This is a genomic window from Micromonospora sp. DT41, assembly GCF_049841715.1.
GTDB lineage: Bacteria > Actinomycetota > Actinomycetes > Mycobacteriales > Micromonosporaceae > Micromonospora > Micromonospora profundi.
Genome location: NZ_JBNCKU010000005.1, coordinates 235279 through 249746, shown reverse-complemented (window position 1 = coordinate 249746; position 14468 = coordinate 235279). Strand labels below are relative to the sequence as shown.

The window sequence follows — 14468 nt, the reverse complement described above, 5'->3', positions numbered from 1 at the left end:
GCACACGTCGGGCGGACTCAGGCGCGACGGCGCGCGTCGGGTGGGCTCAGGCGCGTCGGTGCACGATCCGACCGGCGACCACTGTCACCAGGCAGGTGCCGTCGGCGTCGTGCACCGCCAGGTCGGCCCGGCCGCCCGGAAGCAGGTGCGGCGGCACGGGTGCGGAAAGCACGAGCAGGTCGCCACGGTCGACGGCGGCCCGCAGCGCCGGGTCGGTCAGGTACTCGGCCAGCGCCGCCGTCACCCCGTGCCGCAGCAGCGCGTGCACCCGCTCGCGCGGGGTGGGCGCCACGGGCAGCGGTCCGTCGTGCGTAAGCCCTGGCCCCAGCGTGCCGGGCCAACGGCGAACCCGCACACCGGCGTACGCCTCGATCAACTCGGCCAGCGGACCCACCGCCTCGACCCGGTCGCCACCGACAAGCACGGCGTGGCCCGGCACCGCCTCGCCGTCCGGGGTACGCCGCAGCAGGGGCGCGGTGTGCAGGGTGCGCACGTTCAGTCGACGATCGGCCCGAGCAGCGGGCGCTTCGCGGTGACTGTGTCGCCGGACGAACGGCCGGTGAGCCGTCGCTTGACCCACGGGGCCAGGTGCTGCCCGGCCCAGCGCAGATCCGCGGCGCGCGCGGCGAGCCACGGCGACGGGGCAGGGTGCGGCGGCACCATCAGCCACTCCTCGTCGCAGCCCACGCCGAGCGCGTTCAACACCTGCCCGGCGACCCGCCGGTGCCCGACCTCGCTCAGGTGCAGCCGGTCGGTGCTCCAGAGCATCGGGTTGAGAAAGGTGTCGTCGGCGTACAGGTCGACGAGGATGGCGCCGTGCCGCTCGGCGGTCTCACCGACAGCCTGGTTGAGCAGTTCCACCCGGGGGGCCACGAGGCGCTGGCCGGGAAGCCGGGCCATCACGTCGGCGAACCGGAAGAGCAGGACGTCCGCGCCGCCCGAGCGCAGTTGGCGAACCACGTCGTCGAAGCGGGTGACGATCCTTTCCGGGTCGAAGGTGCGGCGCAACACGTCGTTTCCGCCGGCCGCGAAGCTGATCAGGTCGGGCTTCATCGCCACCGCGGCGGGCACCTGCTCGGCGACCACGCTGGGAAAGAGGCGGCCCCGGATGGCCAGGTTCGCGTAGCGGAAGTCGGGGCCGGCCTCGGCTGCCAGCCGGGTCGCCACCAGGTCCGCCCAACCCCGGTAGGTGCCATCGGGGTACGCGTCGTCCATTCCCTCGGTGAAGCTGTCCCCGACCGCGACATAACTGCGCCAGCGCACCCGCGTCTCCCTCACGCCACCCCGTTGCTTGCGGCGACCAGTCTGTCACCGCTGACGCGACGGACGATGCCCCGGAGGGGCGACGTGGCGGACGTCATCCGTTCTGAGGATCAATGCGATGCCGGTCGGTGCGATGCCGGTCGGTGCGACCCGCCGGGAGCGCACCGGATGTGAGTCGACAATCCGGCTCGCGTCGGGTCGCCCCGGCTCGCATCCAGGGCTCACAATGGAGGGCCGGTCACCAGGCCGCGCAGCGGGAGGCCTAACTTGAGTCAGGCAAGCGAACCGAACCCCGCCGGGCCGGCCCCGGCGGACACCACCTCGCCACGCACCGCCCGGAGTCGCCAGATCCGCCTCGTGGGGCTCATTGTCGCGCTGGCCGTCCTGGTGGCGGCCCTTGTCCCGATCGTGCTCGCCGCAGGCCCCCCGACCCGCGACGAACTGCTCGAACAGGCCGGCATGAAAGGTAAGCAGCAGCTCGTCATCGGGGTGAAGGACGACCAGCCCGGCATCTCCCAGCGCTTCGGCAACAACGTCTGGAAGGGCTTCGACGTCGACATCGCGTACATGATCGCCGGTTTCCTCGGCTTCGATCATTCCCAGGTGCGGTTCCTGCCGATCGAAAGCGAGGACCGGGCCCGTCGACAGGCCCGCGACAACGACGGCTTCGTCACCGTCGACCTGGTCATCGCGTCGTACAGCATCAACGACAAGCGCGCGGAGGAGGGCGCTGTCTTCTCCTCCTCGTACCTGCACACCGAGCAGTCGGTGGTGACCTTGAAGAGCTTCAAGGGACAGGTGAGCAGCCTGGAGGACCTGAGCGGGCGGACGGTGTGCTCGCTCACCACGTCGACGTCAATCCAGCGCCTCGGTGAGGCCGGCGCCAAGCCGACAGGCCGTAACCGGATCAGCGAATGCATCCAGATGCTGTACGACGGCACGATCGAGGCGGTCACCACCGACGCGGCGATCCTCGCCGGCTTTGTCACCGGCGACCAGCCCGACGACAGCGGTCAACGCTTCCCGGTCACGCTCCGCAACGTCAAGCCGCTGCAGCACTGGGACATCGGCTCGTCTCCCCAGGAGAGATGGGGTGTCAACACCGGCCCCAACAAGGCGCTGCGCGACCTGGTCGACCTCGCGCTCTACGTCTCGGCCCACGACAAGGAGGACTCGACCTGGGAGGACGCGTACAACACCAACCTCCGCTGGCAGCAGGGATACAACCTCCCGCAGCCGGTCGCGGAACAGCAGCAACCCGAGGCGAGGAAGGTGGAGGTGCGACAGTGGCCGTGGGAGAGGATCGCGCTACCCGCCCCGGCGCACCCCGGATCGCCGGCAACCCCGCCAACGCGGGCCGTCCGCGTCGGATGGCGGGGGCGCGGCAGGCGCAGCAGTGGCTGCTGACCCTCCTGCCCGCGTTCCCCGTCCTGCTCCTGGTCCTGCGGCTGTGGCAGCTCAGCCGACAGGACATGTCCACGATGCTGCTGCTTGTGCAGTACGTCAGCCCGCTCGGCCTGCTCAGCGCCCTGTTGATCGCCCTGGTGTGGGCGTTCCCAGTTGTCGTGTTGACGTTCGGGGTGCTCGGCCGCCTGCTCCGGCTCAGCGCCCCTGACCGTTTCGACCCGGAACGGTCGCTGCTGGCTTCCCTGACGGCGCGTACCCCTGGTTGGGTGCTCACCGCAGCGGTCGCGCTGGGGGCGCTCACCTGGCAGCTCCGTTTCCTACCTGCGCTGCTGATGCTCGGTTTGTGGCTGCTCGCGCTGCGCACCCGCTACCTGCACCCGCAGGAACCGACGCGGATCCTGCTGGTCAGCGTGGCGCTGCCGCTGGCGGCGGCGGTCCTGGCGTACAGCCTGCTGGGTCCGGCGATCTGGACGGCGGTCCGGGAGGGCGAGTGGGCAACCGCCGCGCTGCTGGCGGTGCCACCCGCCACCACCGTGCTGGTCACCGGCCCGATCCCCGGCTGGATCGCCCCGGCGCTGACCCACGGTCTGGCGTTCACTGTCGCCGCAGTGCTTCCGCTGGTGATGGGCGCGGTCTTCCTCCGGGTGCCGCTGCTGCCCACCGCCGCGATCGAGGTGGCGCCGAAGGACGCGGTCGGGACGCCGCGCACGGAGGCCCCGGACCGAGCGGCGAGCCCACCGCCGGACCTCACGGCTGCCCCGCCGCCGGCCGCTGGAGCCGGTTCGGAGGTGGTGCTCGGGGCGCTCATCACAGTCACCGACACGTCGACAATCGTGCTGGACCAGACCGCCGGCGTGCGGTTCCTGCCGAACGGCCAGGTCCAGTCGCAGGTTCTCTGCCCACAGGCGGCAGCGGCGCCCTACAGCCTGGTGTCGGTACGCGGCTGGCCGGTGGAGGAGACCGCCCTTGAGTGGATGATGCCCCGACGACCGCTCACCGACCCGGACATGCGCTGCGCGGGCCGCCTTCCCGGCACCGGGTGAGCTGAATCCGGGACGCCCGGCGGCGACAGGAGGGACCGGCCACCCCCGTGAGCGGCCGGTCCCTCGTCGTACCCGGTGACGTCGCACCGGTGGCTCAGCCCAGCAGGCCACCCCGCGGCCCGCCGGTGGGCACCGCCGCGTCGGCCCGCACCCGGCCATCGGCGGCGTACCGGACCAGCCGGTACGCCGGCGCGTCGTCGGACGGCGTCGCGGTGTTGATCTGGACCACCAGGTCGCCATTGGCCGGAACGACAGCGCCGACGGCCTGTCCGTGTCCGGTCGGCCTGGTCCAGGTCTGGTCGAGCGGCGCCAACTCGGTGGCCCTCCCGCCTGCGGTGTCGACCCGGTAGTTGCGGAACTGCCAGCCGCAGGCACACCCACCGACGCTGGGCACATGGGTGCTGATCACCACTGTGCGGCCGTTGCCGGAGATCCCCGCCACCCCGTCGATGACGAGGCCGGTCGGTACGCGCGGGCTGATCGCACGCCACGCACCACGTTCGCTGCGGATACGCACCGTCCGGTCGGTGAACTGGGCGATCCATCCACCGGCCGCCGTCGGGCAGCTCGCCTGCCGGGTGGCGAGCACCTTACGGCCGGTGCCGTCGGCGTTGACGGCGACAAGTGTCCAGTCCTTCTCCCGGCCCAGGCCGTAGAGCACCCGCCTCGAGTCCAGCCAACCTGGCGCGCAGGTCTGCTGGCCCTGCGTCGGGACAGCGCGCTGCTTCGTGCCGGCGAGGTCGCTGATCACCAGCCGCTTTGCGGACGCCTCCATCCAGGCGGCCCGTCGGCCGTCCGGCGAGACCGCGATCTGCCCGGCCGCCACGCCGTTGCCGGGACGACCCGCCCGGACCAACTGCCAACTCCCACCCGGGGTACGCCGCCAGATCCGAGCCGGGTCGTTCTGCTTCTTGCCGTACTCCTGGGCGGTGTACCAGGTCAGCTGCGGCCACTGCGCCGAGCCGGCGGCGGGGCGGGTCGGTGCGGCGACCGGGGCCGCATCCGCCACCGGGCCGCCCGCGCCGCCGGCCGAGGTGTCGGCGGTCACGGGTACGGCGGTGCCGGTCTCGGCCGGAGCGGCAGCGCCGTCCGTGCCAGCGGTGCCACAGGCCGCAGCACCGAATGCCAGGCACAGCAGCGCTGCCGTACCGACGAGCGCGCGGGAACGGGAGGTGGACTGGGTGAGCGGACCGAGGTTCATGACGATGCTCCTGTAAATGGTCTGACCGATCGGGACACCAGCCAAGACGAGTCCCCTGCGGTGGCGAGTTGCCGTGCTCAAGGGCTGCTATCCGACAGTCGGATCCGCCTGGACCGGCAACCATTTCCGGTGGTCGTCAGTCCACGACGGCGAGGATCTGCATGTCCTTCAAAGCTGCGGGCTCGGCGGTCTCGGAGAGCTTCTTGCCGTCCTCGGCCACAAGCAGCAGGGCGTATCCGCTGCCGGCCTGGACGCGTACGACCATCGAGCCGTCGGGTTGGAAGTAGACCTGCCGCAGAGTGCGCCCGCCCAGCGGCAACGCGACCTGCTTGCCGCTGCGGGTGTCGAGCACGGCGTTGACCCAGAGTTCACGAGCGATGTCGCCGGCGTCCTCGCTGGCCTTCCTCCGGTGCAGGGCGATCCGGGAGCCGTCCGGCGAGAGGCTGGCAATGTCGTTGCTACGCCAACCGTCCAATGTGAAGCCCGGGACTGTTCGCTTCTTCGCGCCATCCTTGTCGTAGAGCGTGACACCAGCGTCGACGGTCATGGCGATGCTTCGACCGTCCGCCGACCACAGGGCGTGACAGCCGCCCGGCTGCTCGGTCCACCAGTTGACCTTTCCGCTGTCACCGCGGGTGTCCAGCACGCCGTACCGGCCGCCGCCACCCATCGCCTCCACCGCGCGGAACAACAGGTGCCGGTCGTCCGGCGACCAGACCGGGGTGAGGCACTGGGCATCGACGTCCGAGCGCAGCTGCTGCTTGTCGGAGCCGTCCGCGTTGGCAACGAAGAGGGTGCCGCCCTGGCCGCTGTCGTTGCTGGTCACCCAGGCGATCCGGCGGCCGTCCTGCGAGACACTCGCGGTGTTCAACGCCGCGATCGTGGGCAGTGCCAGCAGTCGTACCGGGTTGTCGCCGGGGTGCCAGGACCGCAGGTTCGTCGTCTTCGCGTCGGTCACCTCCGCCGGGCCGTAGAAGAGCTTGCCGATCTCCGCCGTCGGCGCGTTCGTGCCGGACCCTCCGCTGGGCGGCGAGCCTGGCGCGTCGCTGGTGCTGGTGGACGGCGTCGTGCTGGGCGTCGGAGCCGGCGTCGCCGTGACCGACGGGGGGTCGGCGGGCATCGGCGCGGGGGACCGGTCCGGGCGGATGGCGAAGGCGGTACCGGTGGCCACCGCGACCAGCACCAGCGCGGCGGCCGAGGTGGCCACCGCCCGCTGGATGCCGAGCCGACGGGACGTGCGCAACGTACGGTCCCGCAGGTCGACCGCTGTGACCTCGTCGGCAAGTGCGGCCAGGTCGAGCCGGAGACGCTTGTCGTTCATCGGGCGTTTCCTTCCAGGACGTACAGCTCGGCGAGTTCGGGTGCGACCGCGCGCAACTTGGCCAGTGACTTGGCTGTCTGGCTCTTGACGGTGCCGACGGTGACGCCGAGCAGCTCCGCGGCCTCAAGCTCGGTGCGGTCCTCGAAGAACCGCAGCACCAGCACGGCCCGTTGCTTCGGCGAGAGCTTCGCGAGCGCCGCCCGGAGGGTGAGCCGCAGGCTGGTCTGGTGCGCGTGGTCCGAGGCCGAGTCGCCTCCGCGTGGCTCGGGCAGGTCGCCCGGCATCGACTCGGGTACCCGGCGTCGGCGCCACCAGGACACCTGCAGGTGGTACATGGTCTTGCGGGTGTACGCCTCGGCGTTGCCGCTGTGGTGCAGCCGGCTCCACGCTCGGTGCGTACGGGCCAGGGCCGACTGGACCAGGTCCTCGGCAAGGTGCTGGTCCCCGGTGAGGAGGTACGCCGAACGCAGCAGCGCTGGCGTGCGGGTACGGACAAACGAGTCGAACTCACTCAGCAGAGGGTCCACACGGGCCAATCCTTCGGGTAGTGGTGGTGGTACATGAAGGAGTGATGCCTCTCCAGACGTCGCCCCGGGCAACAGTGGTTGCCGTTCCCGACAGGCATTTTCGGCAGTGCTGCCCGCTCGGGCCGACCGGTCGGTGACGCACCGGCGAATAGGGTCGCCGGGCGTGCTGCCACCGCCCTACGCTGCGCCCATGCTGCTGCGTATGTCGACCCTGTTGTTGCGGACCCTGCGCGAGGATCCGGCCGACGCGGAAGTGCCGAGCCATCGGCTGCTGCTGCGCGCCGGTTACATCCGCCGCGCCGCATCGGGCGGCTACACGTGGTTGCCGCTGGGCAAGCTGGTGCTGGACCGGATCACCGAGGTGGTGCGGGGCGAACTGTTCGCGATCGGCGACCAGGAGGTGCACTTCCCGGCGCTGCTGCCCGCCGAGCCGTACCAGACCAGCGGCCGGTGGGCGGAGTACGGCGACGACATCTTCACCCTCGCCGACCGGCGCGGCGCCGAGCACCTGTTGGCGCCCACCCACGAGGAGATGGCGGCGCTGCTGGTCAAGGACCTGTTCACCTCGTACCGGGACTTCCCGGTGACGTTGTTCCAGGTGCAGACGAAGTTCCGCGACGAGGCACGGCCCCGGGCCGGTCTGCTGCGTGGCCGGGAGTTCCTGATGAAGGACGCGTACTCCTTCGACCTTGACGACGAAGGGCTGCGGGAGGCGTACGCACGGCATCGAGCGGCGTACCGGCGGATCTTCGACCGGCTGGGCCTGGACTACACGGTGGTGCACGCGATGTCCGGCGCGATGGGCGGCTCGGCGTCGGAGGAGTTCCTGGCTACGACACCGGTCGGCGAGGACACGTTCGTGGGCTGCGCGACCTGCGACTACGCGGCGAACACCGAGGCGGTCGTCACGCGGGCACCGGCGGCCGGTGATCCGGTCGCGCAGCCTGCCGTCGAGGTGCACGACACCCCCGAGACGCCTACGATCGCCAGCCTCGTGGAGTTGGCCAACGCTCGCCGGCTGGCCGGCCGGGACGACTGGACCGCCGCCGACACCCTCAAGAACGTCGTGCTGACCGTGCGGCAGCCGGGCGCCGAGCGGGCCGAACCGCTGGTGATCGGGTTGCCCGGTGACCGGGAGGTCGACCTGAAGCGGGTCGGTGCCGCCCTGCACCCGGCACAGGTCGCCGTCTTCGACGAGTGGGCCGACCATCCTGAGCTGGTACGCGGCTACATCGGCCCGCAGGGGCTCGACAAGCTGGGCGTCCGCTACCTGGTCGACCCGCGGGTGATGTCCGGCTCGGCGTGGCTGACCGGCGCGAACGAGCCGGGTCGACACGCGACCGGCGTGGTGTCCGGGCGGGACTTCACACCGGAGGGCACGATCGAGGCTGCCGAGGTACGCGCCGGTGACCCCTGCCCCGACTGCGCCGACGGCGAGCTGACCATCCGGCGGGGCATCGAGATCGGGCACATCTTCCAGCTCGGTCGCCGTTTCACCGACGCGTTCGCTGTCGACGTGCTCGGCCCGGCGGGCAAACCCGTCCGGCCCACAATGGGCTGCTACGGCATCGGGATCTCCCGGGCGGTGGCGGCGATCGCCGAGCAGCACCACGACGACCGGGGGCTTCGCTGGCCAGCGGCAATCGCGCCGTGCGACGTACACCTGGTGGTTGCGGGTAAGGGGCCGCAGCTCGACGCGGCGCTGGAGCTCGGCGGACGCCTCGCCGCGGCCGGCGTGCGCGTGCTTGTCGACGACCGGACGCACGTCTCGGCCGGTGTGAAGTTCACCGACGCGGAGCTGATCGGCATCACGCGCAGCGTCGTGGTCGGCCGCCGCCTGACCGACGGGTACGTCGAGTTGCGTGCGCGTGTCGGCGACGACCGCGTGGAATTGCCGTTGGACGGTCTGGTGGAGCGCATCGTCCACGAAGTACACAGCGAACGTGGGAACCTGGGTGTAGCCGCCAGGTGACGGGGGTACGGCAGTTCGATCGGGCGGAAAAGTCTTCGGAGGAGCTCATGGCCGGTTACCGGGTCAGTGATGTGATGACCAAGCAGGTGGTCTATCTGCCGGTGGAGACCACCCTGGACGAGGCGGCCAAGGTGATGAAGGAGGCGGACATCGGCGACGTGGTGGTCACCGAGGGCGCCACTCTCGCCGGCATGCTCACCGATCGCGACATCGTGGTCCGGGCTGTGGCCGAGAACAGTTCACCGGCGTCCACCACCATCGGCTCGATCATCACCCGCGAGGTGGTCATGATCGAGCAGCACTGCACGGCTGGTGAGGCGGCGACGCTCATGCGGGACCGGGGCATCCGGCGGGTGCTCGTCTGCGACAGCGACCGCAAGCTCGTCGGGATCGTGTCGCTCGGCGACCTGGCCATGCAGCTCGACCCGACGAGCGCTCTCAGCGAGATCAGCGAGCAAACCCCCACCGTGTAAGGAAGGGCCCCTTCTTAACGCCTCGGGTATAGGAAGGGGCCCCTCCTAACGGCGGTAGCCTCGACGCATGGCTGACATGCCGGCCCGACTGGCCGAGATCGTCGACGAGTTCGCCGCCGCGCCGCGCGACCTGGTGCTGGAGATGCTCCTGGAGTACGCGGACGTCGTCCCACCACTGCCGGACGACACCGTGCGTGAGGGCATGGAGCAGGTGCCGGAGTGCCAGACGGCGTTCTTCCTGCGCGCCCAGGTGACGCCGGACGGGGTCGTCGACACCCTCTTCGACTGCCCACCGGAGGCACCCACCACGAGGGCGTTCGCCGGGATCCTCGCCGAAGGGCTGGCCGGCGCGAGCGCCGAGGAGGTGCTGGCCGTGCCGGACGACCTCTACCAGCGGATGGGCCTGGCGCAGGCGATCAGCCCGCTACGCGTACGTGGTGGCACGGCGATCCTGGGCCGGCTCAAGCGGCAGGTGCGGGAACAACTCGGCTGACCTGGCGGTTACCACCGATCATGGAGATCGAGATCTACGCCGACGTCGTCTGCCCGTGGTGCTACATCGGCAAGCGGCGGCTGGATGAGGCTCTGGCCCAGTACGAGGGCGAGGTGACGGTCCGCTACCGACCGTTCCAGCTCGACCCGTCGCCGGTGCCCGAGCCGCGGCCGACTGTGGAGGCGATGGCCGCGAAGTTCGGCGGGCCGGAGCGGGCGCGGCAGATGTTCGACCATGTGACCCAGATCGCGGCCGCTGACGGGCTACGACTCGACTTCGACAGCGCGCTGATCGCCAACACCTTCGACGCGCACCGGCTGGTCTCGTACGCCACCGACCACGGTCGGGCCGCCGAGATGGTCGAGGCGCTCTACCAGGCGCACTTCCAACAGGGCGTCGACGTCGGCTCCCGGGAGGCGCTGGCCGCCATCGCCGGCGGTATCGGCCTGGACGCCGCCGACGCGCGCCGGTTCCTCGAATCCGACGAGCGCGTCGCCGACATCACCGCGCAGTTGGCCACCGCCCGGGACCTGGGCATCAGCAGCGTGCCGACATTCGTCCTGGCCGGGAAGTACGCGGTTTCCGGCGCGCAGGAGACGCAGACGCTGCTGGCCGCTCTCGCCGAGGTCGAGCAGCGGGAGTCCGCAGCGAACTGACCCCGCACGCGATGTTTCACGTGCAACAGTATCGACAGGGGTCGCTGCTCAGGCAGGCTTGGCCAGGCCCTCGACGACCTGCGCACCAGGCAGGGCGCCGAGCGCCGGCCCCGGCAGCGCGATCTTGCTGTGCCGTACGCCGGACCCGATGATCACGTGCGGCGTGGCGATCACCCGAGCGTCGACGAGGATCGGCCACTGGGCCGGCAGCCCGATCGGCGTGATGCCGCCGTACTCCATGCCTGTCAACTCGACCGCGTCGTCCATCGGGGCGAAGCTCGCCTTGCGTACGTCCAACGCCCGCCGGGCCACCCCGTTGACGTCGGCCCGGGTGGTGGCCAGGACGACGCAGGCCGCGTAGCGGACCACACCTTCACGCTTGCCGGCCACCACCACACAGTTGGCCGACACCTCCAGCCCCACCTCGTACGCGGCGCAGAAGGCCGCCGTGTCGGCGAGATCGGCGTCGATCGGCGCGACAAGGACGCTGTCGACGTCCACCGGCGCCTCGGCGGGCCACTGGGCGATGGCCTCCGCCACCGGCGCGGCGAGCAGGTCCAGGCGGGCACGGGCCTGTTCGGTCTTCAGCGTTCCCATCACGGGTGCGATCCTCGCACCTGCCGTGTCGGGTTGCCCGCCGACCTCCGAGCCGTCCCGCGACGCCACCTGGTCGGGCTGCACAGGACCGCGACTCAGCTGCCGGAGAGGAAGGCGTTTTCGCGCATGAAGGTGCGGTCGCGCGAGGCGGCCAGCTCCTCGGCGCGACGGGCCTTGGCCCGATACAACTCCAGATCCTCCAGTGCGTGCCGGACACCGACCCGGATCACGCCGTAGAGGAAGACGAAACCAGCGACGTAGAGCATCACGGTGATGACGACAGCGAACATGGCGTCACCGTAAGGCGAACGTGAACGGCTGTCGGTCTCATTTCCTGCCGGTTCCCCCGTACGTGTCGGCGAGATGGTCGGCCCAGGTGCGTACGCCGTGCGGCAGGGCGTCGGTGAGCAGACCACCGGCGCGCAGCTCACGACCGAGCCGGCCGGGAATCCGCACCGGCAGCAACGGTCGGCGTACGCCCCGGGCCTCCCGCCAGGCGCGGGCCGCCTCGTCGAAGCGGAGCACCTGCGGCCCGCCGTACTCCTCGATTCCACCGAGCGGGCCGGCGACCAGCCGGGCCGCGAGCCGGGCCGCCACCTCGCCCGGGTCGACCGGCTGGGCGAGGACCGCCCGGTCGCCGATCACCGGGCCCAGCCGCGAGCTGGACGCCAACAGGTCGTCCAGGAACTGGGGGAACTGGGTGGCCCGCAGCACCGACCACGGCACCGGACCGGCCGCGATCACCTGCTCGGCGGCGAGCTTGTTCCGGTAGTACGGGATCGGCACCCGATCGACGCCGACGATCGAGACGTAGACCAGGTGCCGGACGCCGGCCGCGGCGGCTGCCACCACCAGCCGACGGGTGCCCAGCACGTCCACCTGGTGTGTCCTGCCCCGGGGCGAGGACGCCAGGTGCAGCACCGCGTCCACCCCCGCCACCGCCTCGGCCACGCCGTCCCCGGTGGCCAGGTCGGCGACCACCCACTCGACGTCGGAGCCCTGACGCGCCCGCCGGCCGGTGGCCCGTACATCCACCCCGTCCTCGCGTAGCCGAGCCAGCGTCGGCCGACCCAGATGACCACCCGCCCCGGTGACAAGCACCTTCATCGTCGTCTCCCGTCCCGCCGCCATTCACGGCCAACACCGAGCCACCCGGCCCACGGCAGATGACGGCAGTAGAGGGCGACACGTGACCGAGGTGTGCGCCGCCTCACCCCGGGCGTACCAGGTCCAGCACTGTGAACAGCGCGAAGAACGCGATAAGCACCTCGTTCACCACCCAGGCGTGCCCCTCGGACCACCGCCGCACTGCCGTCAACACCCGGGTCGCGCGACGCCCGAGCAGCAGCAACGCCAGCAACGGCAACGCCAGCAGGAACACTGTGACAAGCACGAACGGCAACAGATGCCACCACGGCAGATCGTGTCGGGCAACGCTCGCTCCGACGGCGGCCATGGCCAGGTCGTCGGTGGGTGCCACCACGACGAGCACCACACCCGCGCGCAGCGCCCACCGCGGGTCGCCGTGCCCGACGCTGCCCAGCCACCCGGGTGGGCCGGCCCGGTTCCGACGCACCCAGACCAGCACGGCCAGCACCACCAGCAGGACGAGCACCACCACGTCGATGACCCGTCCCCGGTCGACGCGGCCCGCGACGGCGCTGGCGTCGGCGGTCAGCCCACCCACCCAGCGGGTAAGCAGCCAGCTCGCCGTCACCCCGGCGGCCACCACCAGTCCCACACCGGCGAGGAAACCAAGCGACGCTGCCCGGGGCCGGTCCGAAGAGGCGAGGAAGACCGCCACGATCAGCTTCGTCCCGGCGGCCACCACCACGGCCAGTGGCAGGACGGTCAGGAAGCTCATCGCCCGCCATCCTCCCGGCCCGGCCGCCCGTCACAGCGTCGAATCCGCGCGGATCACCCGCTTGGCCGCGTACGTCCGACGACCACCCGGCCGGCCAGCAGCGCACCGACCAGCGCCAGGCCGCCGGCCACCACAAGGGTCACCGTGTAGCTACCCGCACCCGGCGCGCTTCCGGCGGCCAGCACGGCACCGGTGAGCGCCAGCACGGTCGCCGCGAAAAGCGCGTCGCCCAGTTGCAGAGAGGAGCTGTTGCGGCCCTGCTCACCGCGAGCGGACAACTCAAGGGTGAGCACCGACAGCGACGGATAGAGCAGACCCATACCCACACCTGCCGCGGCCCAGCCCAGCACCAGCACTGCCACCGGCACATCAGGTTGGACAGCGACCGCCACCAGCGCGATGCCGACAGTGATGAAGGTCAGTCCCGCCCGGGGCAGGCTCGCCCGGGAGGCCGGCACCGGGACACGTCCCTGCACCCAGGAACCCACCGACCACGCCAACGCCCCCACGGTGAGGACCAGCCCGGCAGCCGTCGGCGAGAACCCGCGCTCCCGGGAGAGCAGCAGCGGGATGACCACCTCGGCGCCGACGAAGGCCGCCGACGCCAGGCCCCGCAGACCGATCACCGTGGGCAGCCCTCGGGCGGCCCGCAGGAACCCGGCCGGCAGCAGGCGGGGAGCGCAGACCAGCAGACCGGCCAGGGCGATGATGACGAGCACCACGGCGGCCGCGCCGCGCTGCTGTCCCCCGATGTGCAACAGCGCGGCGCTCACCCCCGCCCCGCACGCCCAGGCGATCCGGGCCACCGCCCCCGCCGGCACCCGGCTCGCGGCCGTGGCGCCGAACGACCGCAGGCCCGGGTGGATCAGCAACACCGCGGGAAGAGCCAGCGCCGGCACCGCCAGGAACACCCAGCGCCAGCCCAGGTGCTCGACGATCAGGCCGGCCAGCACCGGGCCGACAAGCGACGGCACGACCCACGCGGCGGCGAACGCCGCGAAGATCCGCCGATGCAGATCCTCCGGGTACGCCCGAGCGACGATCACGTACAGCGCCACCGAGAGCAGGCCCGAGCCGAAGCCCTGCACCACCCGGCCGACGACAAGGAAACCCATGAGCGGGGCCGTTCCGGCCACCACCAACCCGACGACGAACCAGCCGACGCCGTGCCACAGAGGTGCCCGGGGCCCTCGGGCATCGCACCAGATGCCGGACACCACCATGCCGATCACGCTGGCGGCGAACGCACCGCCGAACGCGATCCCGTACAGGGCGAGACCGTCAAGGCTGCGCGCCACAGTCGGCATCGCCGTACCGACAGCGAGCGCCTCGAACGCGATGAGCGAGATCAGCGCGACGCTGCCCACTGTCATGGCCCGCAGCCGCGGTGCCCACAACCCGGGCTCCGGCGAAACAGCTGTGGCGGTCACCGCCGAGCCGCCGTCGGAGCGTCGATCAGGCACGGGCGCGGGTTCGTTCTGCTCGGCATGGTCCAAGCCTGCGACCTCAACCCGAATTCAGGTCAACCGGGAGTGACCCGACTCTCGCCCGCCATCCACGGCGAGATTCCCCTCCTCGCGGGGCATAACGGATGCGACGTCGGGAAGCCAGCCCTTCCGGATCCGAGGCAGCGGGAGGGCACGATGGCCGA

Annotated in this window: 16 protein-coding genes; 6 read left to right on the top strand and 10 right to left on the bottom strand. The window is 71.3% G+C overall.

The annotated features are described in order from the left end of the window. Positions 1–46: 46 nt before the first annotated feature. Together ACLQ23_RS11950 and ACLQ23_RS11945 are read right to left on the bottom strand one after the other, a co-directional pair. Positions 47–493: a hypothetical protein gene (locus tag ACLQ23_RS11950; protein ID WP_355587554.1), complete on the bottom strand. Its 447-nt coding sequence runs from the start codon at positions 491–493 to the stop codon at positions 47–49. A 2-nt stretch (positions 494–495) separates the two neighbouring features. Continuing rightward, the gene (locus ACLQ23_RS11945; protein ID WP_355587552.1) at positions 496–1263 is read right to left on the bottom strand and encodes an SGNH/GDSL hydrolase family protein; all 768 of its coding nucleotides are present in this window, start codon (positions 1261–1263) and stop codon (positions 496–498) included. A 357-nt stretch (positions 1264–1620) separates the two neighbouring features. On the opposite strand from ACLQ23_RS11945, the gene ACLQ23_RS11940 reads away from it, so the two are divergent. Continuing rightward, positions 1621–2670, top strand: coding sequence for a transporter substrate-binding domain-containing protein (locus ACLQ23_RS11940; RefSeq protein ID WP_355628579.1), 1050 nt, complete (start codon positions 1621–1623; stop codon positions 2668–2670). Continuing rightward, complete coding sequence (locus ACLQ23_RS11935) at positions 2556–3713, top strand: hypothetical protein (RefSeq protein WP_425734978.1); 1158 nt, start codon at positions 2556–2558, stop codon at positions 3711–3713. The genes ACLQ23_RS11940 and ACLQ23_RS11935 overlap by 115 nt, the downstream gene beginning before the upstream one ends. A gap of 94 nt (positions 3714–3807) precedes the next feature. Here the strand turns inward: ACLQ23_RS11935 and ACLQ23_RS11930 are convergent, their stop codons facing one another. The 3 genes from ACLQ23_RS11930 to ACLQ23_RS11920 form a co-directional block, all read right to left on the bottom strand. Continuing rightward, a complete protein-coding gene (locus ACLQ23_RS11930; protein WP_355587545.1) occupies positions 3808–4914 on the bottom strand; it encodes a hypothetical protein in 1107 nt (368 codons plus the stop codon). A gap of 136 nt (positions 4915–5050) precedes the next feature. Beyond that, entirely contained in the window at positions 5051–6235 is a 1185-nt protein-coding gene (locus ACLQ23_RS11925; protein ID WP_355587542.1) for a TolB family protein, read from the bottom strand. Then, entirely contained in the window at positions 6232–6762 is a 531-nt protein-coding gene (locus ACLQ23_RS11920; RefSeq protein ID WP_355587539.1) for a SigE family RNA polymerase sigma factor, read from the bottom strand. Before ACLQ23_RS11920 ends, ACLQ23_RS11925 begins: the two co-directional genes overlap by 4 nt. A 190-nt stretch (positions 6763–6952) precedes the next feature. Here ACLQ23_RS11920 and ACLQ23_RS11915 point away from each other — a divergent pair, with 190 nt between their 5' ends. The 4 genes from ACLQ23_RS11915 to ACLQ23_RS11900 all read left to right on the top strand — a co-directional run bounded on the left by ACLQ23_RS11915 (position 6953) and on the right by ACLQ23_RS11900 (position 10356). Beyond that, entirely contained in the window at positions 6953–8734 is a 1782-nt protein-coding gene (locus ACLQ23_RS11915; RefSeq protein ID WP_425734979.1) for a proline--tRNA ligase, read from the top strand. A 47-nt stretch (positions 8735–8781) separates the two neighbouring features. Beyond that, positions 8782–9207, top strand: coding sequence for a CBS domain-containing protein (locus ACLQ23_RS11910; protein WP_053651731.1), 426 nt, complete (start codon positions 8782–8784; stop codon positions 9205–9207). A 67-nt stretch (positions 9208–9274) separates the two neighbouring features. Further along, positions 9275–9700, top strand: a complete 426-nt coding sequence (locus ACLQ23_RS11905; RefSeq protein WP_053651729.1) for a SufE family protein — start codon at positions 9275–9277, stop codon at positions 9698–9700. 20 nt (positions 9701–9720) lie between these two features. Beyond that, positions 9721–10356 (top strand): DsbA family oxidoreductase, encoded by a 636-nt coding sequence (locus ACLQ23_RS11900; protein WP_355587532.1) that lies wholly within the window; start codon positions 9721–9723, stop codon positions 10354–10356. Positions 10357–10404: 48 nt separating this feature from the next. Here ACLQ23_RS11900 and ACLQ23_RS11895 read toward each other — a convergent pair whose 3' ends face one another. The 5 genes from ACLQ23_RS11895 to ACLQ23_RS11875 form a co-directional block, all read right to left on the bottom strand. After that, on the bottom strand, positions 10405–10953 hold the full coding sequence (locus ACLQ23_RS11895; RefSeq protein WP_355588450.1) for a YbaK/EbsC family protein: 549 nt from the start codon (positions 10951–10953) through the stop codon (positions 10405–10407). A gap of 95 nt (positions 10954–11048) precedes the next feature. Beyond that, positions 11049–11243: a hypothetical protein gene (locus ACLQ23_RS11890; protein ID WP_355587530.1), complete on the bottom strand. Its 195-nt coding sequence runs from the start codon at positions 11241–11243 to the stop codon at positions 11049–11051. Positions 11244–11280: 37 nt separating this feature from the next. Then, the gene (locus ACLQ23_RS11885) at positions 11281–12060 is read right to left on the bottom strand and encodes an SDR family oxidoreductase (RefSeq protein WP_355628582.1); all 780 of its coding nucleotides are present in this window, start codon (positions 12058–12060) and stop codon (positions 11281–11283) included. A gap of 103 nt (positions 12061–12163) precedes the next feature. Next, entirely contained in the window at positions 12164–12817 is a 654-nt protein-coding gene (locus tag ACLQ23_RS11880) for a GAP family protein (RefSeq protein ID WP_425880641.1), read from the bottom strand. Positions 12818–12870: 53 nt separating this feature from the next. Next, a complete protein-coding gene (locus ACLQ23_RS11875) occupies positions 12871–14280 on the bottom strand; it encodes an MFS transporter (RefSeq protein ID WP_355587523.1) in 1410 nt (469 codons plus the stop codon). Between the last annotated feature and the right edge of the window lie 188 nt (positions 14281–14468).